The organism is Alteromonas sp. 76-1 (genome assembly GCF_900654235.1).
GTDB classification, from domain to species: domain Bacteria; phylum Pseudomonadota; class Gammaproteobacteria; order Enterobacterales; family Alteromonadaceae; genus Alteromonas; species Alteromonas naphthalenivorans.
The window spans coordinates 2,236,823-2,259,748 of record NZ_LR136958.1 but is presented as its reverse complement, the minus strand read 5'-3'; the positions used below and the strand labels follow the sequence as shown (position 1 = coordinate 2,259,748).

At 43.7% G+C, this 22,926-nt stretch carries 38 protein-coding genes and 3 tRNA genes; 15 read left to right on the top strand and 26 right to left on the bottom strand.

From position 1 onward, the window contains the following. Positions 1-2: 2 nt before the first annotated feature. From ALT761_RS09725 to ALT761_RS09660, 15 genes are all read right to left on the bottom strand, one after another. Entirely contained in the window at positions 3-515 is a 513-nt protein-coding gene (locus ALT761_RS09725; RefSeq protein WP_129738342.1) for a hypothetical protein, read from the bottom strand. Beyond that, positions 515-2,560: a phage terminase large subunit family protein gene (locus ALT761_RS09720; RefSeq protein ID WP_232043570.1), complete on the bottom strand. Its 2,046-nt coding sequence runs from the start codon at positions 2,558-2,560 to the stop codon at positions 515-517. Before ALT761_RS09720 ends, ALT761_RS09725 begins: the two co-directional genes overlap by 1 nt. Next, a complete protein-coding gene (locus ALT761_RS09715) occupies positions 2,523-3,002 on the bottom strand; it encodes a hypothetical protein (protein ID WP_129738338.1) in 480 nt (159 codons plus the stop codon). The genes ALT761_RS09720 and ALT761_RS09715 overlap by 38 nt, the downstream gene beginning before the upstream one ends. Before the next feature lie 93 nt (positions 3,003-3,095). Beyond that, on the bottom strand, positions 3,096-3,422 hold the full coding sequence (locus ALT761_RS09710) for a holin (RefSeq protein ID WP_197724994.1): 327 nt from the start codon (positions 3,420-3,422) through the stop codon (positions 3,096-3,098). A gap of 13 nt (positions 3,423-3,435) precedes the next feature. Beyond that, positions 3,436-3,966, bottom strand: a complete 531-nt coding sequence (locus ALT761_RS09705; protein ID WP_129738336.1) for a hypothetical protein — start codon at positions 3,964-3,966, stop codon at positions 3,436-3,438. Further along, the gene (locus ALT761_RS09700) at positions 3,963-4,403 is read right to left on the bottom strand and encodes a M15 family peptidase (protein WP_129738334.1); all 441 of its coding nucleotides are present in this window, start codon (positions 4,401-4,403) and stop codon (positions 3,963-3,965) included. Before ALT761_RS09700 ends, ALT761_RS09705 begins: the two co-directional genes overlap by 4 nt. A 187-nt stretch (positions 4,404-4,590) precedes the next feature. After that, positions 4,591-4,941 (bottom strand): hypothetical protein, encoded by a 351-nt coding sequence (locus tag ALT761_RS09695; RefSeq protein ID WP_129738332.1) that lies wholly within the window; start codon positions 4,939-4,941, stop codon positions 4,591-4,593. Position 4,942: 1 nt separating this feature from the next. Continuing rightward, positions 4,943-5,569, bottom strand: coding sequence for a replication protein P (locus tag ALT761_RS09690; protein WP_129738330.1), 627 nt, complete (start codon positions 5,567-5,569; stop codon positions 4,943-4,945). Between the two features lie 19 nt (positions 5,570-5,588). Then, positions 5,589-6,419 carry a hypothetical protein gene (locus ALT761_RS09685; RefSeq protein ID WP_129738328.1) on the bottom strand — a complete coding sequence of 277 codons (831 nt, stop codon included), beginning with the start codon at positions 6,417-6,419 and terminating at the stop codon, positions 5,589-5,591. Further along, positions 6,400-6,903, bottom strand: a complete 504-nt coding sequence (locus tag ALT761_RS09680; protein ID WP_129738326.1) for a hypothetical protein — start codon at positions 6,901-6,903, stop codon at positions 6,400-6,402. Before ALT761_RS09680 ends, ALT761_RS09685 begins: the two co-directional genes overlap by 20 nt. Positions 6,904-7,017: 114 nt before the next feature. Continuing rightward, positions 7,018-7,269 carry a hypothetical protein gene (locus ALT761_RS09675; RefSeq protein ID WP_129738324.1) on the bottom strand — a complete coding sequence of 84 codons (252 nt, stop codon included), beginning with the start codon at positions 7,267-7,269 and terminating at the stop codon, positions 7,018-7,020. Next, positions 7,269-7,409 (bottom strand): hypothetical protein, encoded by a 141-nt coding sequence (locus ALT761_RS20600; RefSeq protein WP_172602869.1) that lies wholly within the window; start codon positions 7,407-7,409, stop codon positions 7,269-7,271. The genes ALT761_RS09675 and ALT761_RS20600 overlap by 1 nt, the downstream gene beginning before the upstream one ends. A 67-nt stretch (positions 7,410-7,476) precedes the next feature. Then, entirely contained in the window at positions 7,477-7,923 is a 447-nt protein-coding gene (locus ALT761_RS09670; RefSeq protein WP_129738322.1) for a hypothetical protein, read from the bottom strand. A gap of 10 nt (positions 7,924-7,933) precedes the next feature. After that, a complete protein-coding gene (locus ALT761_RS09665) occupies positions 7,934-8,224 on the bottom strand; it encodes a hypothetical protein (protein ID WP_129738320.1) in 291 nt (96 codons plus the stop codon). Further along, the gene (locus tag ALT761_RS09660) at positions 8,221-8,475 is read right to left on the bottom strand and encodes a hypothetical protein (RefSeq protein WP_129738318.1); all 255 of its coding nucleotides are present in this window, start codon (positions 8,473-8,475) and stop codon (positions 8,221-8,223) included. The genes ALT761_RS09665 and ALT761_RS09660 overlap by 4 nt, the downstream gene beginning before the upstream one ends. A gap of 103 nt (positions 8,476-8,578) precedes the next feature. Between ALT761_RS09660 and ALT761_RS09655 the strand changes: the two genes are divergently transcribed. Then, positions 8,579-9,034, top strand: a complete 456-nt coding sequence (locus ALT761_RS09655; RefSeq protein WP_129738316.1) for a hypothetical protein — start codon at positions 8,579-8,581, stop codon at positions 9,032-9,034. On the opposite strand, the gene ALT761_RS09650 is transcribed toward ALT761_RS09655, so the two are convergent. From ALT761_RS09650 to ALT761_RS09640, 3 genes are read right to left on the bottom strand one after another with little or no spacing between them, the layout of a single operon-like run. Next, positions 8,994-9,305 carry a hypothetical protein gene (locus ALT761_RS09650; protein ID WP_129738314.1) on the bottom strand — a complete coding sequence of 104 codons (312 nt, stop codon included), beginning with the start codon at positions 9,303-9,305 and terminating at the stop codon, positions 8,994-8,996. The genes ALT761_RS09655 and ALT761_RS09650 overlap by 41 nt on opposite strands. Further along, the gene (locus ALT761_RS09645) at positions 9,287-9,838 is read right to left on the bottom strand and encodes a hypothetical protein (protein WP_129738312.1); all 552 of its coding nucleotides are present in this window, start codon (positions 9,836-9,838) and stop codon (positions 9,287-9,289) included. The genes ALT761_RS09650 and ALT761_RS09645 overlap by 19 nt, the downstream gene beginning before the upstream one ends. A gap of 9 nt (positions 9,839-9,847) precedes the next feature. Beyond that, positions 9,848-10,111, bottom strand: coding sequence for a hypothetical protein (locus ALT761_RS09640; protein ID WP_129738310.1), 264 nt, complete (start codon positions 10,109-10,111; stop codon positions 9,848-9,850). 317 nt (positions 10,112-10,428) lie between these two features. Between ALT761_RS09640 and ALT761_RS20725 the strand changes: the two genes are divergently transcribed. The 14 genes from ALT761_RS20725 to ALT761_RS09570 all read left to right on the top strand — a co-directional run bounded on the left by ALT761_RS20725 (position 10,429) and on the right by ALT761_RS09570 (position 16,443). After that, on the top strand, positions 10,429-11,304 hold the full coding sequence (locus ALT761_RS20725) for a hypothetical protein (RefSeq protein ID WP_197724993.1): 876 nt from the start codon (positions 10,429-10,431) through the stop codon (positions 11,302-11,304). After that, complete coding sequence (locus tag ALT761_RS09630) at positions 11,305-11,511, top strand: hypothetical protein (RefSeq protein WP_129738308.1); 207 nt, start codon at positions 11,305-11,307, stop codon at positions 11,509-11,511. Between the two features lie 16 nt (positions 11,512-11,527). Continuing rightward, on the top strand, positions 11,528-11,716 hold the full coding sequence (locus tag ALT761_RS09625) for a hypothetical protein (protein WP_129738306.1): 189 nt from the start codon (positions 11,528-11,530) through the stop codon (positions 11,714-11,716). Then, positions 11,713-11,892 (top strand): hypothetical protein, encoded by a 180-nt coding sequence (locus ALT761_RS09620; RefSeq protein WP_129738304.1) that lies wholly within the window; start codon positions 11,713-11,715, stop codon positions 11,890-11,892. The genes ALT761_RS09625 and ALT761_RS09620 overlap by 4 nt, the downstream gene beginning before the upstream one ends. A gap of 2 nt (positions 11,893-11,894) precedes the next feature. Further along, positions 11,895-12,101, top strand: a complete 207-nt coding sequence (locus ALT761_RS09615; RefSeq protein ID WP_129738302.1) for a helix-turn-helix domain-containing protein — start codon at positions 11,895-11,897, stop codon at positions 12,099-12,101. After that, positions 12,101-12,760, top strand: coding sequence for a hypothetical protein (locus ALT761_RS09610; RefSeq protein WP_129738300.1), 660 nt, complete (start codon positions 12,101-12,103; stop codon positions 12,758-12,760). The genes ALT761_RS09615 and ALT761_RS09610 overlap by 1 nt, the downstream gene beginning before the upstream one ends. Continuing rightward, positions 12,757-13,098: a hypothetical protein gene (locus ALT761_RS09605; protein ID WP_129738298.1), complete on the top strand. Its 342-nt coding sequence runs from the start codon at positions 12,757-12,759 to the stop codon at positions 13,096-13,098. The genes ALT761_RS09610 and ALT761_RS09605 overlap by 4 nt, the downstream gene beginning before the upstream one ends. Continuing rightward, positions 13,095-13,418 carry a hypothetical protein gene (locus ALT761_RS09600; RefSeq protein ID WP_129738296.1) on the top strand — a complete coding sequence of 108 codons (324 nt, stop codon included), beginning with the start codon at positions 13,095-13,097 and terminating at the stop codon, positions 13,416-13,418. Before ALT761_RS09605 ends, ALT761_RS09600 begins: the two co-directional genes overlap by 4 nt. Before the next feature lie 196 nt (positions 13,419-13,614). Continuing rightward, on the top strand, positions 13,615-13,899 hold the full coding sequence (locus tag ALT761_RS09595) for a hypothetical protein (RefSeq protein ID WP_129738294.1): 285 nt from the start codon (positions 13,615-13,617) through the stop codon (positions 13,897-13,899). 2 nt (positions 13,900-13,901) lie between these two features. Next, complete coding sequence (locus ALT761_RS09590; RefSeq protein WP_129738292.1) at positions 13,902-14,591, top strand: DUF2786 domain-containing protein; 690 nt, start codon at positions 13,902-13,904, stop codon at positions 14,589-14,591. Position 14,592: 1 nt separating this feature from the next. Beyond that, a complete protein-coding gene (locus ALT761_RS09585; RefSeq protein ID WP_129738290.1) occupies positions 14,593-14,880 on the top strand; it encodes a hypothetical protein in 288 nt (95 codons plus the stop codon). Continuing rightward, a complete protein-coding gene (locus ALT761_RS09580) occupies positions 14,880-15,089 on the top strand; it encodes a DUF4224 domain-containing protein (protein ID WP_129738288.1) in 210 nt (69 codons plus the stop codon). Before ALT761_RS09585 ends, ALT761_RS09580 begins: the two co-directional genes overlap by 1 nt. Positions 15,090-15,091: 2 nt before the next feature. Continuing rightward, positions 15,092-16,093: a phage integrase central domain-containing protein gene (locus ALT761_RS09575; RefSeq protein ID WP_129738286.1), complete on the top strand. Its 1,002-nt coding sequence runs from the start codon at positions 15,092-15,094 to the stop codon at positions 16,091-16,093. After that, positions 16,090-16,443: a hypothetical protein gene (locus tag ALT761_RS09570; RefSeq protein WP_129738284.1), complete on the top strand. Its 354-nt coding sequence runs from the start codon at positions 16,090-16,092 to the stop codon at positions 16,441-16,443. Before ALT761_RS09575 ends, ALT761_RS09570 begins: the two co-directional genes overlap by 4 nt. Before the next feature lie 176 nt (positions 16,444-16,619). Here ALT761_RS09570 and ALT761_RS09565 read toward each other — a convergent pair. From ALT761_RS09565 to ALT761_RS09530, 8 genes are all read right to left on the bottom strand, one after another. After that, a tRNA-Leu gene (locus tag ALT761_RS09565) sits at positions 16,620-16,706 on the bottom strand. Between the two features lie 62 nt (positions 16,707-16,768). Next, a tRNA-Cys gene (locus tag ALT761_RS09560) sits at positions 16,769-16,842 on the bottom strand. A gap of 14 nt (positions 16,843-16,856) precedes the next feature. After that, positions 16,857-16,932, bottom strand: a tRNA-Gly gene (locus ALT761_RS09555). Positions 16,933-17,083: 151 nt separating this feature from the next. Next, complete coding sequence (pgsA, locus tag ALT761_RS09550; RefSeq protein ID WP_129738282.1) at positions 17,084-17,662, bottom strand: CDP-diacylglycerol--glycerol-3-phosphate 3-phosphatidyltransferase; 579 nt, start codon at positions 17,660-17,662, stop codon at positions 17,084-17,086. A gap of 114 nt (positions 17,663-17,776) precedes the next feature. After that, positions 17,777-19,594, bottom strand: a complete 1,818-nt coding sequence (uvrC, locus tag ALT761_RS09545) for an excinuclease ABC subunit UvrC (protein WP_129738280.1) — start codon at positions 19,592-19,594, stop codon at positions 17,777-17,779. 6 nt (positions 19,595-19,600) lie between these two features. Next, entirely contained in the window at positions 19,601-20,245 is a 645-nt protein-coding gene (gene uvrY / locus ALT761_RS09540; protein WP_129738278.1) for a UvrY/SirA/GacA family response regulator transcription factor, read from the bottom strand. Positions 20,246-20,450: 205 nt separating this feature from the next. Next, positions 20,451-21,176 carry a pirin family protein gene (locus tag ALT761_RS09535; RefSeq protein ID WP_129738276.1) on the bottom strand — a complete coding sequence of 242 codons (726 nt, stop codon included), beginning with the start codon at positions 21,174-21,176 and terminating at the stop codon, positions 20,451-20,453. Positions 21,177-21,423: 247 nt separating this feature from the next. Next, the gene (locus tag ALT761_RS09530) at positions 21,424-22,899 is read right to left on the bottom strand and encodes an aminotransferase class I/II-fold pyridoxal phosphate-dependent enzyme (protein WP_129738274.1); all 1,476 of its coding nucleotides are present in this window, start codon (positions 22,897-22,899) and stop codon (positions 21,424-21,426) included. Positions 22,900-22,926: the final 27 nt, after the last annotated feature.

Here is a 22,926-nt window from a genome sequence, read left to right as displayed (position 1 = left end):
AATTACCTGTAGTAAACGCGGCGGGGGTTGGCTACTAAGCCTTTTTTAACTTTCACTTTGCGTACTTGCCAACTGTAACGGCGCTTTAACTTTTCCAGTTGTTCAATAGGAATGCGCGTAAGGCTTCTACCGTCCACACTGTAATTTTCGTGGTCTGATAAAATTCGACCCTCGATACGCTTTTCAATAGCACGAAGCACGCGCTCAGCATGTGAAGATGTATCGCAATGCTCCAAATCATGCGGGTTGGCATCTATAACAAGGTAGCCATGCGCAACATTGAAGCGATCAGTTCCATCATCACTGAACAAATGCCAGCGGTATTCGCCGGATTGAAAGCTTTTGGTTTTATCGCTGGTTAGATTTACATCTAAAAAACCATTATCAACAGTGGCATCAATGGTGAATTTGCTGTCTGGCCCTACAAGAATGTACTGATAAGTGTGGGATGCATTGGCAATCACACGCGACCAGGCAACAGAGTCACCTTTGATTATGCGTTTGGGTTCATTCATTATCTAACCTGAGAATCAAATGCGCGTTTCCGGCGTGGTCGCGCAGCGGGTGAATTTGCTCTTCGTTTGCGTGAAGGTTTGCTTTCTGTTTTTGGTTCAGCTTCTAGCGCTTCGCTAAACATGTCTTTCTGGCTAAGGTTATTTTCTATTGCATCCCACTGAGCGGGGGTTTTTGCATGCACTTTTTGAGACATAGCAGCATGCAGGGCATAAACCTCGCAGTCGCCACCTTCATTTCGTCGGCCGCTTCGCACTTGCCATGTCATTTGGCCCCGTAATTTTTTGCTTGGGGCTTTAACTTCCGCTGTCACTTGCTCCCAGTAATCTGCTCGGGCGTCTTTATAGCTATGCATAAAGGCCGCAGTACCCTGCAGACGTTTAGAAAGAATATCTTTTGCTTTGTGTGTACCTACTAAGTACACAAGAACGCCGTGTTTATCGGCTTTAGTGGTTCGCTTGGCGTTATGGTGATCAATTTTTGCAGAGGGTAAACGGAATATTTCACGCTTCCCGTTGTCGTTACTATCACCTTTGATAGCCATTAAATGAACGCGGCGATGCTTTTTACTGCGCGTTCTTACATAGTGATAAACCGCATGGTTAGTACCACCGTCCGAGCTATCAATACTGGCGGCAGATAAAAACACGCGACCCAGCGTTTCATGCTCAAAACCATTAAATAATATTTGGTCTAGCTCATCCCAGACTGGGTCGTTTTTATCAACCGTATCGCCCGAGATTTCTTTCCATAAAACCAGCCAGCTTTCTTCGTTTCGTCCGAAGGCGCGAATGATTATTGCTAGCCTATCGTCTTGAACATCAATACCAGCAGTAACAATTAAACCGCCTTTAGGTACCGTAAGTTCTGGGTAGTCGTCTGCCAGCGCTTGAAGCTGCTCATGGTCAAGATTATCTTTACTACGGTACGCGTAAGGCTTACCAAGCTTTGAGTTTTGAAAGATGATTCGCCCAGCTTCATCACCAGCCGCGGCTTCATGTTCGGCTTCAAGATAATCTTTCACCAGACTGGCTAAGCTGGTACCTGGTATACAAACGTAAAGTTCAGACAAACCTTTGAAGGTTTCGATTACACCATCTGTCTCTACCGTAGGTACCCAGCCACAAAACTTGTCACCGGCTTTCTCTGCCTGGTCGCAAGTATTGAAAATATTCTGCTGGCGCTGCCAATCGTTCCACGCGCTGCCACAATGTGGGCAGGCATAAATTGCGCTTTCAGGTATGTGTCGGCCATAAACAGGATGAACAGTGCCTTCGTCACGCTCTACCCAGCTTACATTTTCCCAGTCAAGAACATGTGTATCGCCGCAGTCGTGACACGCCACGGGTAACACGCGCTGAGTGCCTAAGTTGATGTAGTGCTCAACTTCACTTAAATCTTCTACTGACGGCGTACCGCCAATAACAAACTTTCTTTTTCTAAAGCGCTTGATACGCTCTCGGGCTAAGCGAATAGCATCACCCTGATCGCCCACATTGCCGTTGGTATCGTCCGGCTCTTCAACTAACACTACCGGCGAAGGTGTAGATTTCACGTTACTGACAGAGTTTGAACCAAACACTTTCAGTGAACCGCCAGGGAAATTCTTTTTATTGCTTCGGTTGCCAGCTTTTCGACTGGTTGAAACGTCGACTTTTTTGGCCAGTTCCGGTGTGGCCCGTATGACAGGTTCGAATTTCTCTTCTATGAAATCACGTGCTTTATCGTCTTTGGGGAAAAGACCAAGTATTCGACTGGGTTCACAGCAAATACGTTTTGCTATCCAGCCAGTTTCTAGCAGTGTCCAGCCGATTTGTGCAGCTTTCATCAAGCCGACCATTTCTACAAAGTCGTCGTCTAGCGCATACATTACACCCCAGAAATATGGAACATAATCTGCGTTATACAGCCCAGCAAAATCCGCGTCTTCAGCTGGTAATCTGAAATACTTTTCTAGCCATTCGCGGGTTGGGATATTCTCAGGCGGTAACCAGCCCGAGCGGGATTCTTCAATTAGGGTCTGTAGATTGGAACTGGAAGTCTGCAATAACTCGCATGGCAGCTGCAGTAGTTCCATCAATGGGGTCTCTATCTATTTTGATTCCGTGTTGGCTTTCCAACTCGGCAATAATTTTGTCAATTGAATTCATGTATTCAGATTTGGCGATAGCTATCCATGCATCAATTGCTTCACGAACCATACCCTTTTCGAGTACCAGCTTTTCTTCTTTGAACAGAGCAAGTTCTTTACTACGGGCATTGGCAACAGCTTCACGGGTACGTGCTTCATCAAGCCGCAAGCGTTGGTCGCTTGCAGTTCTGCCTGATGCTTCGTCTCGTAATTTTTCACAGTAAGCGCGTAGCCACTGGCGGTAGGTACCGCCGCGAACTAGCGTTCCGCTATCAAGGTGTTTGTGTATGGCCGGTTGCGATGCACCAACCAAAGAAGCAAATTCTGTTTGTTTAGCTTTATCATCTAAATCAAACAAAATATAACCCCCCTATGAAATTTTATAGCTGTTAGAAAAACGCGAGTCAATGCGCCGTGTGAGGGGGTGCCTCCAAAAGGACCCGCGCTTTTTTTATAGATGGTTGTGAGTGGTATCTATCGCTTCATCGGGGTTCATCATCTTAGTGTGTAGCTGTTGCTTCCTGAACTCTTCCGCTTGCTTGTACCTGTCGTCTCGCAACTTGAAATAAATATTAACAAGTAAACCAACTACACCAATGAGAACACCAGCGAGGATGCCGAACTCTTGTGAAGTCATCACGCCCCATACCGCTGATAGAGCGCTACCTGCGTAAGTTGTCATTGATGCTTTGTCTGTCATTGTGAATGGTCTATTAGTATCGTCGTAGGTGTGCATGTTGTTGTGTCCTTCAGTTGGGTCAACAACATGATTATGCAAATGTCTATCCAGATTAATTAGACTTTAGATTGATCTTACTATTGAAGGCTAACACGTTGCGCTTGTCATACGCTCTCAAACCCGCATATGTAAAGGGCAGCGTTAAGAACGCACTAAGCACCAATATGTCTGGTGAGATAGTGAATAAGCCATAATACACTGCAGCAATAAGCGATACAGTTGCATGTGAAGGCCTTACATACTTGACTATACCTTGCGCATTATCGCCATTACGGATAGTGGCCTGTGTCTCTGAATGGCTACGCTGTTGGTCGTCTAACTCTAACTTCATAACGGACTCAATATGGCGATTAACCTCAGCTTCACGCTGCAATGCTATTTCTTCCAACTTTAACATTGTGCCAGGTGTGCCCTTCAATTCTAACAGTGCTTGTTCTGGGTCTGTAGTGCCGGTTGCACTAGCTACCATGGAAGCGCCAGCGCTAACAGCGCCTAACACGTTACCGGTTAACAATGAGCCGACTAACGACGTAACGCCGGTTGTATTCCCTTTAAGGTAATCACCAACATTTGACCAATTCATGTAAGGGGCTCCGGTACGTACAATTCAAAATGGGGTAAGTCACGAAAACGTTCATCACGGCTTCTACCGTCCATATCCCAATCACCGCCCCAGCGAACTAGATGAGTAATCTTTTTTTGTTTGTATAGCTGTCTAGCCACTAGCATGACATGGCCAGCAAATACACCAAACGCTACTTCATCTTTCCAATCTGTGTTACCCAGTGCAACGAAGTATGGGCCTGAGTCGATAGCCATTGAAGGGTAAACGTTGTGTTTAGAGTTAGGCCATGTTAACTCACTCGATCCTTTCTCGAATGCATCATTCTGGTCTTCTCGCCCACGATGCCCACAAAACACTGAAGCGTTGATGTACTTAGAAAGTTCATTCCATATGGTTTGAATATCAGCATGGCACGTACTAAGCCGCGCTTGTGAAGTTTTACCGTATGGGAACATTGTAAACACCAATAAAAAAGCCCCACCAAATGGTGAGGCGAAGTGGGAAAAACAAGCAAGAAGCAGAGAAAAGCAGGCATAAAAAAAGGCCACCAATTTGGTGACCTTCTCGTTAAACGCAATTTTCGTGAGCTTACGGGAAACAAGGTAGATGATCCGCGCGCGTGGATCAACTATTTTTTTAAAATTATGCAATATTAACTTCTAACGTGAACCCCACCAAGGCACCATCAATCCAACAAATAGCTGATTTATGTAAACTTCTTGCTTTCGTCTCACCTATTTTCAGCGCATTAGCTAGCATCGGATAATTGTAATCAGAACGGTAATACATCACCACTATGCTGGCTAGAAGCGGTCTATCTCGCTTAAGCTCAGCTACCAACCTGTCGATTAACAATGCCATGTCATCATTGATGAAATAAACGTTGTTACTGTCTCCCCTGCCAATATTCAGCCCTAAACCCATACGGGCCCACTTGCCCCACTCGTTCAACAACGTCTCGGTTTCGCTTGTGTCTTGGTTAACATCTTTCACGTTAAACTGCCTTTTGTTCTGGGGTGCTGATGTATTCTTGGCGCTTGTGCTTTACAGCAATACCAAGTTCTCTTATTTTCTGACTAAGCGTGTCGTTACCTAGCATTGGCAAACCATGATTTGCTACGTAGCTATCAATTTTGGCTTTCGTGGGCGGCGTGTATTCCAGTGCTTTGTGTGCAGCGGGTAAATCACCCGACATGTAACGACTTATCCAATAATCGTATTCACCTTTGAAAAGCTCAGCGAATTCATAATCACGCATTCGATAAACGCGATAACCAATACGCTCACAAATCAATTCAACAATGCGGTGGCTAAAAGTGAATTCTTGATTTTTGTATTTACCCTTTCGAGCAATTACTTCATCCATGGCTTCGCGTAGTGATGGTAAGCCAAGTTCTTCAGCGGTTGGCTTGCAAAGCTTCGCAAACTCAGTAGGCCGAGGCCGAAACTTCTCTTTGCAGGCTTTGGTGATCCCGCTCTGAATTTGTTTACTGTTGCTAATGCCTTCATCGACCATTTGTTTCGCATATTCACGAATGGCCCATTGCTGCATATCCAGTTCTGGGTACTTGTTCACAAACTCTGGCCAGTACTCCATCAACACAGGTTTCAAGTTTGTCATGCAAAACTGGTAAACCGTTTCAAGCCTGGTCGTTACTGAAGTCGAAGGCTTCAACACCTTCCCCTCGTTGCGCCCGTTCAATGCAGTCTCGCATTGCGGTTGCTGTTGCATTGCGGTACCCACGTTGTTGACTAGATTGCTGGTTGAGTGCATGACTGACCCCTTTGACCTGGTTATGTCTGATGGCTGCGCAATAACGCATCCAGTACTTTCGGTGTGTTGTGATATGTCGGTAGGTGTTTGCGCTATCGCTTAGTTTCCACTTGTTGAACAGCGCTTGTGCTTCTTCGTTACTGCCAGACCAACCCGCTTGATTTGCTAAGCCAACCCAGTCACCACAGAATTCAAGATTTTCGCGCGCGCACGCGTTATCTTCTTCATCTTCTATAGGTTTAGTAGGTATGGGTTGTTCATCGAATTTCTTTAAATTTACGACATTTCCGCTGTATGCGTTGCCAGCCGTGGGATGCGGGAATTTTTTATTGCTGGTTGTTCCTTGGTTGCTCTCTGGTTGTTCCTCATTTGGACGCAAGGATTTTGTGTGAGCTAAAGTGCAATAGAATAAGGCTGCTTTTTGTTCTTTTAAGTCGCCTTTTTGGGCTAATTCGATTAGTCCGGCTTTCTCTAATTGTCTTATTGCGGTGCGGATAGTTTCTCTAGAAGGTGCGCCTGCACACTTAGTAGAACCGCGTGGTGGGGTGTGTTCCATTGCGTTTCGCATAGAACGCTGGCTAACGTGAACCAGACCATCACTATAGCCTCTGTTTTTGTAAAAGCAACGCATATATAGCGTTACTGCGAAGGGAGTCAGCGTGTTATCGCTCAACGCTTCAAGCTCGGCCTGATTCACAGCGTGCCCCCGTAATGGCTTCCAGCTGCTTTAGGTCGTCGGCTATCTCAGTAAACAAACTGTCAATTGTAGGGTCTAAATATTTACCCAATTCGGCCAGTGTAAGAATTTTATCTTTTATGCGTTCTGGCTTTCTTCCCATTGCGATTAGTCGCTTCTGGGTGTTGTGTATAGCTTGTGTTAGCGGGTCAGACTTTGGTTTGCGTGCCGATGCAATAGGTTCTATGTTGCTTTTGCACGTTTCTGTCACTATGTGAACCGAAGTGCTTACCGGTGCTGTCTCTTTTTTACCTTTTTCGGTTAGCGACCATGTTTTTTCGGCTGGGCACTTATGGATAAGGCCTTGGGTATTAAGAACGCCCAATGCGCGCGAAAGCTTAGTGGTTTCAGCCACACCGGTTAGTTCTAATAGTGCTTGTCGACTATAAGCCGAAAGCGGGTCGAAACACTTAAGAAGCGTTATTTCGAATTCTGCTAATTCCATTGTTTTTCCTTAGCGTTGGTAAACGTAATTTGTTAAAGCTTCATGCTGGCCCGATGCACTAGTTACAATGCAAAGTAGAGAGGCTGACCAACTATAAAGCCTTAACAAATGGCGCTATTTGCCATCTTTCTTTATGTGCTTAAGATCTTCTGGGGCTAACCTGCAGCGCCCGTTAAGGTCGTCGTCTATATGAATCATGTTGGGCGATACTATTTTCACTATTGCGTAACTGGTACCGTCGAACGTTATATTGTCTGTTAGCGATTTCGCGCCAGGTACCGGCCTAACCGCATCGCCCACCTTGAACGTTATGCCTCTGCCAGGTGGCATTTTCATGTACTTAAACATGCGCCCGTACGGATTCATTACTTAGCCACCAAGCAGTAAGCAATGATCGCCAATGGGCAAATAACAGCGATAACCGCTACGGCCATAAGCGCTGCGTTAAGGGCGCGAACTGAAAACGGCGGTTTGTGCCACATGTGTGTGTTACTAGATTTATTCATTTCAAAACCCTGTTAAAAAAATTCCAAAGACTGCTAAGCTGTAAATCGGATAAAAACAACCGAGCTGCTACAGGACTTCGGTTGGCTTAGGCTTAAGACCTTGGAGAATTGAGTCTATGCCTTTTAATGCTGATGCCTTATCGGTTGGTCGATAGCTTTCCACCGCCTTACCGTTTTCTAGCCTCGTTAGCATAGCTTTCTCTTTTCCAATGTTTACTTGCCAAACTTCGCCTGATGGCTCGGCTTCATTCACTAAAGCGGTATGAGCCTCACCTAACTCAAGGAACTTACATGCCTGAACAGAAAAACTTAGAGCAAGCTTTGAAGCTACTTCATGAAGCTGGCTTACAGCTAGGCCCCCTAATGAACTCGCAAGATCGAGCGCTTGTGAATCTCTATCGCAAGGCTCTAAGTCTTGAAGGTGATGTTCATAAGCTTCTTTTGAAATATCAAAAGAAAGACTGACTTCAATACCATCGATTAGAATGGTGTGATTTTGTTTTAATGCGCTCATGAATTCCCCTTTACCAAGTTCTGTTGTCGGTTCGTGTGTGTTTTGGGCGCCTAAGCACCTTGTCTAAAATTGCGGTAATCGCTTTTAGCATTAGCCACATGACAATGACGGCCATCACAAAAATTAAGCATAGAGCTAAGATGACTGACGTTAGTGGCCACACCAACGAGCCAATCAGCCCCAGAATTTGTACGTCGAAGTAATTGTGTTCATAACGGCGATATACGTAGAGGTACGTGAACATGAACGCTTCGAAGATGATGCAAGTGAAAAGGTAGTTATCCATGAGGAACGGAATCATGCTGCACTCTCATGCATCTGTTTAGTGCTAAACACTTCTGCAATATCCGGCCTTTCATCTTCAGGGAAGATCACATCTTCAGGTGTTATCTCAGCAGAAGCGCTATAGAGACCCGCGCACATCGAAACGCTAGCTTTTTTGGATGTATAAGCTAGTTGGTTCAGATATCCCACGGTGCTGTTAGCGGCCCTGGCTAATTCCATGCGCTTTTCTAACGACTTGTGTTTCTTAAACCATTCTTTGAGAGTCATAAATAAACCTTTACCTTACCGTTTAAGTAAGATTCTAGTCTTGACAAATCTTACCGTCAAGCTAATTTACCAAATAGGTAAGATATGGTTCTATGGAAACGTCATGAGCAGAAAGCTGGAATTTATAATGGATGTGAAAGAGGTTCGTCGGTTAAACCTTGAATATTTAATCGCGGCAGTTGGCTCAATTAAAGCGCTAGCCGATGCTGTTTACACTGATCCGAACTATATTAGCCAAATAAAAAATGGTAATAGCGGTAAAAAAATGGGGGATAAATTTGCTAGAAAATTGGAGTCAGCATTTAGCAAACCTATTGGTTGGATGGATAAGTTGCAGGTTTCGAAAGATGACTCAATCGGTCAATTGAATGACGAGGGTTTACTTTCTTTAGCAGTAAAAAACGTCATCAATCAACTAATTGCTGCTGGGATTTATGAGCCAAAAAAATCTATAGATTCTGAGGCTGTTACCAGCTTAATCGTTACTGAGTATAAGTCTTTAATATCAGATAAAGACGCTACGCGGACTGGCGTGGGCGATAATCATCAAGCTTTATAATGTCGGCCTCTTTCACCTGGTCACAGTCACTTATCTTATGTTTCTCTAAATAATTTAATAGATCATCAATGGCTTCATCCCTTCTCTTGGTGTAGTCCAGCACCGCTAGGCCATCTGTGCATTCTTCGGCACACCTTTTTAAATACCTAATTGTAGCTATGCTGAGCGCCATCTTTTTTTGGCGCTCTATTTCATTTGGTTTAGAAAATGTCACTTTAAATATTAAAATGATAGCCGCAAAAAATATAACCATTAAGAAAAACGTGAACATAAATACTCCTTCAACTCCTCGCCTATCGTAAGATAAATAATTAGAACCGCAGCGCTGGCATTCAGTATGCCTGTGTACCAATCCCATAAAGCCCAATAACCAGTTTCCACCTCTAAATTCGTTGTAACAACGCCAGTCGCTATATATTCACTAATAGCATTAAGTGCTAATACGTTTCTATCAATATGCAGCAGCAGCTGCAGGACCATCGCGACAATGAACGAAGCGAACGTGATATTAGTGGTTGTATTAGGCCCAATCTTATAAACACACGCAGCCAAAAAGCCTACGGCAAGTGCATATAAAAGAAGTCGAGACGAATACCTAAAGGTAACTTGTTCTGGGAGGGGGATTTCGTTTATCCAAGCAAGTAAAAAGTGACCTAACGCATACATCAGCGTGACTGTTAAAGAACAGGCAAGCAGTTGCTTATTCTCCGGTTTAAATACCCAGTTATATATGAACACAAGAGCGGTGAGAGTCACCGCCCATTGATCGATAGCCCACTCAAAAGCGGTAGATATTAAGCTCATACGTTCACCTTAAAGGTGTCTTTTGAACTCCGCTTTATTGTATGTAAATCCAGTAGCATCAGGTTTTCCTCCATGGCCGGTACCCCCGGCTCCTTGTGTCGTTGCTCCACCATGCCCACTACCTCCAGCACCTAATGTTGATGAGCAAGCGATGGGCAAAATTGAGCAGCCGATTAATTTAATATCGGTGTCGGTAGCGTTGGCAGAAAAGGGGGCGTAACAAGCGAATAAAAGAACTGATGTTAAAAATGAGTACTTAAGTGTTTTCTTCATAATAGATTCCAATAAATTTAATTGTTGTACATTTGTACAGTTAAATATTATCAGAAATCTTACCGCTATTCCGTTTTTACCTAATCACCTTGCCCGCTACACTGGTCTTACCAGTTATTTTCTTACCGTTTTGGTATTGCTTAATCTTACCTTTTAACTAATATTAGTATTATCTTTTTGGTAAGTAAAGGCAATATTCTTACCTTTTATATTCCATTTCCATGCGGGGGTGTCTGGCTAAAAAAACAACCAGCATTCGAATATATAAACGGCTGTATAAAAAATCAAGATAAATTAAATAGATAAGGAAAACGACAATGCAAAACCAAACAATTATAGAGTCAGCGCTTGCAGCTGGGAAAGATGAACTAACCTTGTTAATCGACGCGCTAAGTAAAGATGCGCGTTTTAACGTCCAGCATCAAATTAAGTTAGACAAAGGCTATTTCGTAGTCGACATTTGGAAGGATGGCCTAAATCATTGCTATTTAAGCAGCGCGAACTCATGGCCAGGTGATCACTACCTTCTTGAGAAAGTGCAAGAAACTATTACCAAGATGCGCGAGGTGCTTAGAGAGTTTAACGTCGCGCTTCCCCTACCCGTTAATACTTCATCAAATGTGGTTCGCCTACCGAACGCTACCATGGCGCCATCGGTTCAATTGCGAAGCGGTAAAGTGTTTGATTACGCGAATATAAGTGAAATGCAGTTTGATATTGAAGATATCGCCCACGCGCTTTCAAATATATGTCGCTTTAATGGCCATACGCGTGAGTTCTATTCAGTTGCACAACATAGCGTACTTGTGAGTTCTATCGTGCCAGAAGAACACGCCTTGGCCGCGTTACTTCATGATGCTGCAGAAGCCTATTGTGGTGATGTGGTATCGCCTCTTAAGCAGTTGCTCCCCGTTTATCAAAGCATTCTTAATACCGTTGAACAGCAGTTATTCAAAAGTGTTGGGCTTTCGTGGCCTGTGCATGCATGTGTAAAAGACGCCGACCTTACTATTTTAGCTACTGAGGTACGCGACCTAATGATGCCGCACGATCAGCACTGGACGCACCTTAAAAGCTTCACGCCAGACACCTTTACCATTCACCCACTACCGCCAGGCGGCGCAAAAGCGCTTTTCTTAGATTGCTACTACAGCCTGCAATCGAAAGCTGCAGCGCTTGCTGCTAATGCGTAAATGGGTACCCCTTCTAGCTGTGAAATTGACCTTGGCTTGGCGGTACTTAGTGTATTGATTGAGCCAGGTATGACCGTAACACGTGGTGATTTGGCCGAGGTTTGCGGTTGTAGCAAGTACCGAATTGAAGAGATAGAAAAACAAGCCCTTAAACGCTTCGAGCGCCTAGCTAGACAGAAGGGCTTACATGATTACTTAGATGAATAATCAGATAGGAATATGCATGAAACATTTAATGCAAGTAAACAGTAACGGCGTGAACGCGCTAATAAAAGTGCTTCACGAAGTTAGGTTTGAAGATGTGTTGGGCTTAACCCCAGCAGAGCATGTTGAATTTGATGCGTTCGCTACGCAGCTGGTGAAAGCGAAGCAGTTAGAAGCAGAAGCAAATGATAAGGATATTGCCGCATGAGACCTCACAACGATATTTTTCAGCAAGGTAACGACTCATGTTTTCGTGGGCGTAAAGAAGTAACCCGTAAGCCTAGCAAGCAAGAATCGCTAAAAACTAACCGCGTTAGACGCAGAATCGAAGCCATTGAAATGGGTCGTGAGCTTGGCCTTACCCCTGCAGACTTAGGGCTGTAGTTATGGCTGATTCAAAAGCATTGGTTAACGAAATTTTTAAAGCGATACCACCGCGTAAAGCGATAAGCACAATTCATGACGCTGGGCTTTCAGAGCGTTCTGTTTATAAATGGCGAAGGGGCCAAACCTGCCCATCGTTCGACAACCTTCAAGCATTTGCTAATGCAGTAGGCTTAGAGTTGTCACTTACGGCTAAGGATGAAAGCTGATGAACTTAACAACATTCAAATTAGGTATTCCCGTTACCTTAACTGGCGATCAGGCGGCAGAGATTGAATCTGAAATTACCCAGCTGCACGAGCGTAATGCGGAATTGGACAACGAATCCGGTTCGCTTCTAGTTGCTTATAACCAGGCAATGAGTCGGGTGAAAGAGCTGGAGAAGGAAAATAAAGGGTTATCAATACGAATTGATGCACAGCGCGAAACGATACGGAAGTACCAAAAAGAGGTTGAGCAACTACGCGCGCGTGAAAGGGAGTTGAAGCAAAATCAACTGCCAATAGAAAACGGCAAAAACCGCTATGGGCTTGATGTTTCATATTTTAGAAACGCTATAAACCGTGAATTAAACGGCCCATTGGCGAATCATAAGCCAGATGAGCTGGCTAGAGTCCTCGCTAGGCTTTCACGCACGGCAGATGATTCAGTAATGTATGAGCCTGAGTTTTCAAGCAAATTCGCCCTAGAGCATTGGATTGAAGCAATTGAAGTGTTCACCGACTCATTTATTGAAGCTAATTACAAACACGAAACCCCTCTGCTGGGGCGAAAATACAACGATAAAATGAGAGGTGCGCTTTTAAATGCGTTAAAAAAGTCATCAGAGAAGACCTGTGAGAAACTACGCAAAGGGGGTGAGTCGTGATAATCCCAACGGATAGAGACCATGCTAGAAATCTGATCGCAGAACAAGGAATCACTCCTTTCAATGTTTCTGAATATCAGATTTCAGTACTAATGAATTGCTTACGTAAAGCTTTTAAATCTGCACCTAATTACAACGGAAGTATGCGCTTGAAAAATCGCAAGGTGACTAAGTTTTTAGAAATGAAAACTAATCAATGGGAACGTCGCGAGTGCGTTTCATTCAATAGTGATGGCTTTATTGGTTTTGCGGGTTGGGCTGATGATAAAAATATACAGCCAATTTTGAAAGCTGTAGGCATGTGGGTTGAACAACTACGCAAAGGGGGTGATTCGTGAGAGATTCTTTTGAGTACGTCAATAACAACTATGGTGTAAATGCCTGTTTTGGGCGCAGGGTTTTGGTTGACGGTAAACCAGGCACTATCACCAAAGATTGCGGTCACCACATAGGTGTTAATTTTGACCATGATAAGCCAGGAGTAATAGCCAACTGCCACCCAACTTGGAAGGTTGAATATCTTGGTATGGGTAAAATTCGGAAGCTTACCAAAGCGCAGGAGCGCGGAACTCGCTGGTTGGAATATGGCGATATGTTTGAGTCGTTCATGGATTTTGTTTATTGGGATATGAAACAGCAAGCCAAAGGGGGTGAGTGATGTGGTTTTTTTGTAGCTCACCTAAACCGACATACCCAAAGCGAACGCTGCCATCAGCTGAAGAGGTTAAATTACAGTCCTTAGAGTACAGAGCAAATTGCGTAACTGAAACGCTAAAGCTCTATTCAAAACGAATTGAAGCGCTTGAAAGCAAGGTTGGTGAATTAGAAGAGCAGCTTAGTAAGGGGAATGAGTGATGCAAATGAGACTCCCAAAAGCATGCATCAGCTGCAACAGTTTTGATGTGAAAGGTTATAAAGAAGATAAGCACTGCCCGTATGTTGAACAATATACTGGACGCCCTAAAACCAGAACACAATTTGGCCAATGTACGCGCCATGAAAAGTTGGTGTTTTGCACAGAGCTTTGTAACCGCCACGCGCACGAAGATAATATTGAAGTGTTCGAAGTAACTAACAGGCCAGAAGCGTTAGAACCGCACCAGGCTAAAATGTTTGAATTAGTAAATGAGGTTGTTTGAAAATGAACTTAAAAAGAATTAAAGACAAGATTTCAAAACTAATTGCTCTCGCAACCTCAACCAGTAACGAGCATGAAGCCCAAAATGCCATGTCGAAAGCTCTATCACTTATGGCTAGGTACCATGTTTGCAATGGTGACTTGGAAAAACCTGAGTTCGTTAAAAAGAGTATCGCCCATAGAAGGCGCGTCTTCAAAAAGAGTGAAACCTTGCTACATAAATTCATATGTGAAGCATTTGGCGTATATGGCCTTTTCGCTAGCGCTCGAGGACTTCATGCAGAGTTACTTTTCATTGGCGTTGAGGCTGATATTGATATTGCTGAATACACCTTTGACATAGCGCTTACAGAAATCGACAAGCTTAAAGCTAAGTTCAAGGCTGACGGTTACACTGAAAGCAACGCGAACAGCTACAAGACGGGGCTTTGCGTAGGGTTGGGTTCTCGATTATTAGAAGCTTCTAAATCGTCGCAAAGTCAGGTCAAAGGTCATGGGTTAATTTGCGTTGATAACAGAATTCAGGCCATAACCGATTGGTACGAAGGTAGCAACAAAGTTTATATGTCACGTTCGAAAATATCTGCAGATGATCGTGCCATGAGAGAAGGACTGAAGGATAGCGACAAAATTCATATCAACAAGGGTGTTGAAAATAGTACTCAGGATACGTTTTTATTAGGGCAATCTTAACATGTACGATATCGAATGCATGAACGAACAGCAATTGCGAGAAGCACTCAAAGAAACGCTTGAATTATATGTGCGTGAAAAGCAGGTTTCTCGCAAGCTTTTAACATTAGCCAGCTCATCACATTTAGCGCACATGGATCTCATTTGTAACTCAGCAGGTCTTATGGCACCAGTTCATTTTGCGACTAACGCTGCAGCCTTTGTCGTACAGTTACGTGAGTGTTACTCATCGCAACCCAGAAGAACCGAAGCTAAAGGTAGGACTTGGATTCTGGAAGGGTCAAAGTAATGCAAATAGTTATCGGCTCAGACATTAAAACAATGACCGGCTACGAAAAGCGCGGGTCGCAAATTCGTTGGTTTGAAGAGAACGGCATCACCTATCGTGTTAACGCGAAAGGTGACGTGTGGACAACTGACGACTGGCTAAATGGCCGAGATAAAGCGGCGGGTGATGCTGCTAACGATGATGGATTTAACGCAGGATTTATGAAATAGCCATGGCACGTAAACGTAAAGTAGAAGACCAATGGATGCCTCAGCGGGTTTACAGAGGTAGAAGCGCATTTGAATTTAGGCCAGTTGGTGGCGGCGCAGTTCGTTTGTGCGATTTAGATGCAAAGCAGTCTGACGTATGGTCTGCCTACGAAAAGTTCATGGCGATCAGTAACAACAAACACACGGTGAAATATTTAGTAGATAACTTTTTTGAAAGTGCAGATTTCAGAGATCTTTCACAGCACACCAGAAAAGACTATCAAAAGTACAGTAAGAAAGTATTAGCTGCATTTGGAAAGATGGACCCGAACGCAGTAAACCCTGTTCATGTTAGAAAGTTCATGGATATATTAGGCCAAAAATCACCAGTGCAGGCCAACCGGCATAAAGCATTTTTATCTCGTGTGTTCCGCTGGGCTTACGAGCGTGGAAAAGTGAAGCGCAACCCATGCCAGGGCGTTAAACAATTTAAAGAAACGGCGCGTGACAGATACATTGAAGATTACGAATATGATGCTGTTTATCAGCATGCGTGCCCAGTCGTTAAGGCCGCTATGGAAATTAGCTATTTGTGCATGGCTCGTAAAGCTGACGTAGTTAAATTGCATCAAAGCCAGCTGCTAAAGGAAGGTATCTTCATTCAGCAGGGTAAAACAGGTAAAAAACAAATCAAAGAATGGGGCCCACGTTTACGTAAGGCGATCAGTACTGCTAATGAAATAAACCCAGACGTATTCAGTATGTTTGTTTTGCACCAAAAGAATGGCCACCCATTTGCGGTACCAAGTTTCGACCAGCGTTGGCGCAAAGCTATTATTAAGGCGCGCGAACTAACGCAGCTGCCTTTAGATTTTACGTTTCATGACATAAAAGCAAAGGGTATTAGTGATTTTGTAGGTACGGTTGGCGAGAAGCAAGCGGCCAGTGGCCACAAGACAGAAAGCCAGGTTCGTGTGTATGATAGGAAGGTAGCAGTGGTACCAACAGTGGAGAGTAAGAAGTGAATCAGCTTGATAACAAAAAACTAAATATGAAATTTAAAAAAGGTGAATTGATAGCTTTATCATCTGGCATTTATTCGGACTACCGTGTAAATGTACTGGTAAGAGCGTTAAAGGACTTCGATGCAGAAGCAATTTTTGAAGAATGGGCGCAAGATAATGGCGAAAAAGTTGAGGACTCATTATTTGTGAAACATACCGTCAAAATGTTTACAAGGAAAGAAGAAGGCCTGAGTTTCATAGGATGGCTAAATAAGAATGGCTTCACTGAAGATGTAATATACAGAGAATTGCACGTTGGAGATATTCACGATGGTTACTGTCACCTTGAAGAAATGAAGCCTGGGTTTTGAGTTCAGAACTATCCGGTATTTCCGGAGAGTTGAAAAGCCGCTTAATTGCGGTTTTTTAATGCCTAAATTTCAATAATATTCGGAAGTCATATTCGGAAATATTCGGAATTGGTATATTTGTGTTAAATGAGTAAAATTATAGTAGCTGTAAGCTATTGAATTTAAAGGCTTTGAAATGGTGCCCGGGGCCGGACTTGAACCGGCACGTCATTACTGACGAGGGATTTTAAATCCCTTGTGTCTACCAATTTCACCACCCGGGCATCGGGGTAACCTTTCGGTTGGGGTGTCAGGCGTAGAAACCTGTTGTAGCATTAAAGCATTATGGAGGCGGAACCCGGAGTCGAACCGAGATCCACGGATTTGCAATCCGCTGCATAGCCATTCTGCCATTCCGCCGTAATACTAGACTTTGGAGCGGGAAACGAGATTCGAACTCGCGACCCCGACCTTGGCAAGGTCGTGCTCTACCAACTGAGCTATTCCCGCATTTAAAGTCTTACATTTCGTTTCGTTGTTGCCGTCTCGAAATGTGCGATGAATTCTACCTGTAACGCTGAAAGTGTCAATACGAAAAACAAGGAAATATGCATTTTTGTGATCGTTTGCTACATTTTTATTCACATTGTTCAATAGACGATCAAATCTTATCTTTTAAACCCGCACTTAAGTGTGGCCACGCAGCACGTGAGTAAATAATCATTGACCAAATTGACAGCACTGCAGCGAAATAAAGTAGAATATGACCTAGGGTTACCCAATAAAGTGGAATGCCCATAAACGATTCAAGGCCAGATAATAATCCAATAATGGCTAACATTTGCGCAGTCGTTTTTGCTTTGCCAATAAATGACACTTTTACCGCTTCCCTCACACCATTTTGTCCCATCCACTCTCTTAGCGCAGAAACATAAATTTCTCGCACTAATAGTGCAATGGCTGGAATAGTAATCAATAAACTACCGTAACTGTGGGTAATCATTAATAATGCAGCCCCCACAATAAGCTTATCGGCAACAGGATCGAGGAAAGCACCAAAAGGCGTAGATTGTTCAAGTTTTCGGGCTAAATAGCCATCGAACCAATCGGTAATCGCCGCAAGCCAGAAAATAACTGCGCCAGCTTCGTGTGCCCAACGCCAATCAAGAAAATAAACACCAACAAACACAGGAATAAGGATTACTCTGAATAGAGTAATTAAATTTGGAACCGTCCACATAAATACATCTCAAAATTTTCGCCTATTATAGGCAGGTTTAGCGCGGCTTTTTTTAAGCCTTCAATTTTTAACAGATTACCGCAATTTACGTATTAATGCGCGTATTGGATGAGATTAAAGATGAAGATGATCGTATATGGTGTCAGCTAACTCTTTGCTAATACCTGGTACGCTGGCAATTTCATCTTTACTGGCTTTTTTAAGCCCTTGCAGCCCGCCCATGTATTTCAACAATGTTTGGCGACGTTTAGCCCCTACTCCAGGTATGGTTTCTAAACTTGATGTGGTTTTCACCTTTTGACGGCGGTTTCTGTGCCCAGTGATAGCAAAGCGGTGAGATTCATCTCTTATATGCTGAATAAGATGCAATGCGGGTGAGTGGCTGTCCATAGGCACGGTGTCGTGGCTATCGGCCAATATAATAGTTTCTAACCCCGGCTTACGGGTTGTGCCTTTCGCCACCCCTAATAACATAGGCTTTTTATCATGCGGCCAATCTTGAAAGAAAGTTTCAGCCTGCGACAACTGCCCTTTACCGCCATCAATAAGCAGTAAATCAGGGATCTTTTGTACTTCTTTAACCGATTTATAGCGACGCTTAAGGGCTTGTGCCATAGCGGCGTAATCATCACCGGGCGTAATGCCCTCAATATTATAGCGGCGGTAATCGCTTTTAAGTGGGCCTTCACGATTAAACACCACGCAAGAGGCCACGGTTTGTTCGCCGGAGGTGTGACTTATGTCGAAACATTCCATACGCTGTAATGGCGCATCTAACTCAAGCGCCGTTTCTAAATCGAGATATCGGGCAAATACCGACTTTTGTTCGCCGTACTGGGCCTCTAGTGCGGTTTCAGCATTGGCTTGTGCTAGTTCTAAATAGCGGCGTTTCTCTTCACGTGCACCTTTAAAGAAATTTACACGGTATCCGGCTTCACTACTAAGTAAATCGGCAATTGCGTCTTCATCAGACAACGCACTGGCAAATACCATTTGCTTAGGAATAAGTTTGTTGCCCGCTAAGTAGAACTGCAATAAGAAGGATTCGAATATTTCTTGTTCATCGGCGGTGTTCGGCACTTTTGGGAAAAACGCTTTGCTGCCTAAAAGTTGGCTGTCACGAATAAACATCACCTGAATACACGCCATATTGCCTTTCACCGCAAAACCAAATACGTCCATTTCATCTTGGGTACCCGCTACCCATTGGCGCTCTTGTACTTTGCGAAGCGTGTTGATTTGATCGCGATAACGTGCGGCAGCTTCAAAGTTTAGTGCTTCGCTGGCCTTTTCCATTTTATCTACCAAGGTACCAATGACTTGTTGGTTTTTACCTTTTAGGAATAGCCTAGCGAGGTCTATCTGCTCGTTATACTCTTCGTCACTAACGTAACCTTCAACACAAGGTGCACTGCATCGTTGCATTTGATATTGCAAACAAGGGCGACTTCTAGCGCGATAGTAACTGTCTTCACATTGGCGTACTGGAAAAATACGCTGCATAGAACGCAGACTTTCACGAACGGCACCCGCACTAGGATAAGGACCAAAATATTCGCCCTTTTTCTTTTGCGGACCACGGTGAAACGATAAACGTGGATGCTGGTGATCAGATAGGAATATAAAAGGGTAGGATTTATCGTCACGCATGACCACGTTATAACGTGGCTTATACTTCTTAATGAAGTTGTTTTCTAGCAAAAATGCTTCTGTTTCGCTATTTACAACGGTGACATCCATATTGGCAATTTGCATTACCAATGAGCGTGTTTTTGCATTATCGACATTCATTCGAAAATAGCTAGAAACACGCTTTTTAAGGTTTTTTGCTTTACCCACATAGATGACTTCTTCCTGGGCGTTATACATTCTGTATACGCCAGGTTGAGAAGTTAAATTTTTGAGAAACGCTGCGGAATCAAATGCAGACATACTGGGCTAAAGCAAATTCGAATCGATGAGTTTGTGGCGAAGCGCTAAGTGAGTTAATTCCACATCAGTGGTTACGCCTAACTTTTCAAACATACGGTAACGGTATGTATTGACGGTTTTTGCGTTAATGCTTAGTTCAGTAGCAATATCAGGTACTCGCTTACCCTTGGTGAGGCGAAGCGCAATACTTAACTCTCTATCTGATAAATCATTAAACGGATTGTCTAAATTTGGTGAAAGCTTATCGATGGCGATGCTGTTCGCAACTTCGCTGTCGATATACTTTTGCCCAGCAACCACTTTATGAATGGCTCGAATAACTTCTTCAGGTTCGGCATCTTTCGTTAAGAAGCCGAACGCGCCAGCATTCATTACCTGCATAGGTATGGGGCTTTCTTTATGCATAGACAAACAAATTACGCGGGTGTTCTCTGACATCCGCACAATGCGTTTGGTTGCTTCTAGCCCGCCAATACCGGGCATATTTACGTCCATGAGCACCACATCTGGAGCGTTTTTTCGACATAGCTGTACGGCATCTTCGCCGTTTTTAGCTTCAGCTATGATTGAAAAATCTACGACATCTTCCAGAATTCGGCGGATCCCTCTTCTGACCAAATCATGGTCATCTGCTAGGATTATTTTTATCACATGTATCTCACTGACTACGGTTTGCTTTCAAACAAAAAAGATCCGTAACCGAGGTGGATTCCACCAGTTACTTACCAATCATGTGTTCGTATCATACCACGACTACCGACTAGGTAAACTTTTCAGTGCCAATTTGTAGTAAGGAAATGTGTAAAAACAATCGTTAACAGGCTAATTTGGTTAATAAAGGTACTGCCCCAACTTATTAACGAATAGCAGGTAAATCAAACCACAGTGCAAGCACATCATCATTAGCTAAAACCACTATCTGTTGCCCCGCGCCTAACCCAATTGCATCGCCTTGCGTTAAGGTATTCATCTTGTCTGACTTAACATCGTTAACCGTTAATTCGCCTTTTACAATGTGCAAATAGCCAGCCCCCAAGGTTGGTGAAGATTCAACGGCTAAGTCGAAACTGTCCCCTCGGCTAAGGGCCAGTTTGCTAATACGCGCATTCTGATTAATTTTTAATGAGCCGTCTTGCCCCGACTCACTAACAAGCAGCGCTAACCCGTTTTTATTACCAACCGACTTTTGTAAATAGGCAGGCTGAACACCCGTTACGTTAGGCTCAATCCAAATTTGAATAAAATTAACTTCCTCAAAATCAGATGCATTCATTTCAGAATGCCGAATGCCCTTTCCTGCACTCATTACTTGAATATCACCAGCAGGTATAAGGTAATCATTCCCTGTGCTGTCTTTGTGTTTTAACGCACCGCTTACCACAAAAGAAATGATTTCCATGTCTCGGTGTCCATGGGTTTCAAACCCTCTACCCGCCTGTACGATGTCGTCGTTCAATACCCTAAGTACAGAAAACCCCATATGATTGGCGTCGTAATACTGACCAAATGAAAAGCTATGTTTGCTGTTAAGCCAACCAAGGTTTACGTTGCCTCGTTCGCTACCTTTTCGTATGTATTGCATAATTATATCCTTTCATCGAGGCGCTTTTTAAGAACCATCAATGCGCCTGTTTACGATAATTAATTTTCAATACACCCTATTGTAGTTACTAAGCAGCGGGATAAAATTAGGTAAATTAGCACCGTTCATTCGCTTTTTGAGAATGAATAAATTAGATATGAGTTTACGCTGGCGGTAATGTGTTTTAAGGCTAAGGCTACGATAGGGCTAGAAAAACGCTAAGGCTAGAATAACAAAAGGCGATAACTTAATCGGAGAATAATCTTAGTAACGCGGTTTTTATCGCAGTTGGATGACAAGCCAAATTAAGGCGCAAATAACCTGCGGCATTAAAGCTCGCGCCATCCACACCAATAACCCCTCGCTTACAGACTTCAACGAACGTGTTTTGTGGAAAGTTTTGATTCAAATTCAACCATAAAAAATAACCGGCTTCGCCCAACGTAAATGGGGTTGTTGGGCTCAGTACGTTCATAAGCGCTTTTGTGTATTGCCTATTGAACGCAATGGCCTTTAGCACTAACGCTAACCAATCATCTGCTTGTTCGTATGCCGCAATCAGCGCAACTTTTGCTACGGGTGACGCCTCAAGATGACAACTGTCTATTTCCTTCGCAAATTTAGCCCGTAAAGCATCATTCGCGATAATGGCATACGACGCAGCGGGTATAGCCGATAAATTAAATGCCTTACCGGCACTGTTTATTCGAATAATCGAGTCTTGCACAAATGGGACATCTATCGCGAAAGGTTTTATGGCACACGTTTCATTGGTGCATACTTTATTGGGATAATGCGCATTATGCTTGGTGTTAGTTTTGGTGTTGCTCGAAGCATCAACAGTGGCATCGGCATCAATAAAACCAAATTCACTGTGCACTTCATCAAGAATTAGGGTGATATTGTGAGTTTTGCAAAAGCGGGCAATATCATGTTGGTGTGTTTCGCTTAGCACTGTGCCTGTGGGGTTATTCGGGTGGCAAAGCACAAAGGCAGTACAATCTGCATCTAACAACGCGGTTATATTTATCTCTATACCGGTTTCTTTAAAACTAATCTCGTCGATACTCACATCAACGAGGTTTAAACCCTGCGCTGCAATTCTTTCTCGAAGGGGGCCATAGGTAGGTGAAAGCACCATGACTTTATCACCTTTGGTGGTACACACCTTCAACGCAGTATCTACTGCAGCCATAACACTTGCCGTACTCACTACCGAGTTAGCGGCAATGACTGCACCTTGTTTAGCGTAACGGCCTGCCACAACATCACCAATATCACCTGACTGATACCCATAATGCGAAGAGACAAATGCAGATATAGCATGGGCAATGTGCTTAGATGGCGCCGTGTCCATGTCGGCTATCCACATACTTACTGCGTGTTCTGGTGCATGCGGGAACCGAGTAGAAAGCGATGAAAACTTTAAGCGGCTTCTTGCGTTAGTTTCGCCATCGCCATCGCTATCATTAACAACAGTAATAGTATTAGTATTGACCTTAATATCACCGCAACCCAAAGGTGTATGCCACAGCGATGAGAATTGACTAAATTGCGCAGAAAACAGGTTGTCGATATCGGCAACCTGTTGTCTCAACGCTGCGTTTATATTTACGCTGCTGTCCGCTAGTTGATCAGCGTCTGCTAGAGCGCTTGTATCGCCTTGCCTAGAGGCTTTAGCGCGAGGCTTAGCCGCTTTAGCACTAGGATTAGCCGCTTTCATTCATGACCTTCTTGGCAAAGAACACAA